Origin of the sequence: Vibrio caribbeanicus ATCC BAA-2122 (assembly GCF_000165125.1) — a bacterium.
In the GTDB taxonomy this organism is placed as follows: domain Bacteria; phylum Pseudomonadota; class Gammaproteobacteria; order Enterobacterales; family Vibrionaceae; genus Vibrio; species Vibrio caribbeanicus.
This window is the reverse complement of record NZ_AEIU01000053.1, coordinates 1-883: the sequence shown is the minus strand read 5'-3', so window position 1 is coordinate 883 and position 883 is coordinate 1. Positions and strand designations below refer to the sequence as shown.

Genomic DNA, 883 nt, shown 5'->3' with positions numbered 1-883 from the left:
CTACCAAAAGATACCCAAGAGGCGGCGTTACGAGCCTTATTAACCGCATTGCTTCAAAGGCATGATGCGCTTAGATTGAGCTTTATTCAAACAGAGGGCCAGTGGCAGGGGCATTATGTTGAAGTAGATGAGGCCGTTTTACAGCAGACGCTGGTTTTATTGGAACATCAGGGCGAACCTGAAGCGGAAAGCCATATTCAATCGATGGCCAATCAGTTGCAAGCAAGCTTTGACCTTGCTCAGGCTCCTTTAATGCGTTGTCTATGGGTGCGTAACAGTGTGTCAGGTGCGCAAGAGCTGATTTGGATTATGCATCACTTGATTGTGGATGGCGTGTCATGGCGAATTCTTTTAGAGGATCTACAAGAAGGATTACCACAGTATCAGTCTCAAGAAGATGTCAGTATTCAACTGGGCTCGAAAACGCACAGTCTCCAATACTGGAGCGAACGTTAGAGGCATATTCAGCAACCGAAGCCTGTTTAAGTACGCTGCCCTATTGGCAAAAAACCGTCCAATCACCGAGCATAAACTTGCTTGAGCGTTCGTCAATTTTAACCTGCACCTCAGGCTTTGAAACAAGCACTCATACGGCTGATATCAGAACTCAAGCTTTCACTCACTCTGACAGTCAGGTAGAGCAAATTTGTCTCTCTGCCACACGCACGGAGCAATTATTACAGGGCATTCATGATTGTTATCACACGCAAATCAATGACATTTTATTAGCGACTTTAGTACTGGCAGTAGACGAGTGGGCGGCTGTCGATTCTGAAATGTCGAAACAAGGGTTGTGTCTGGATCTAGAGGGCCACGGTCGTGAGCCATTATTCGAGGATGTGGATCTGACTCAAACATTGGGGTGGTTTACTTCGGTCTTCCC

General features: G+C 46.5%; 2 protein-coding genes. Both read left to right on the top strand.

Annotated elements, in window-relative coordinates:
- The coding region (locus tag RH40_RS21150) for a condensation domain-containing protein (protein WP_009600290.1) at positions 1-456 on the top strand (456 nt) is incomplete at its 5' end.
- Positions 339-883 (top strand): condensation domain-containing protein (locus tag RH40_RS20625; RefSeq protein ID WP_277422197.1); only part of this gene is annotated, 545 nt, incomplete at its 3' end. The genes RH40_RS21150 and RH40_RS20625, both read left to right, overlap by 118 nt.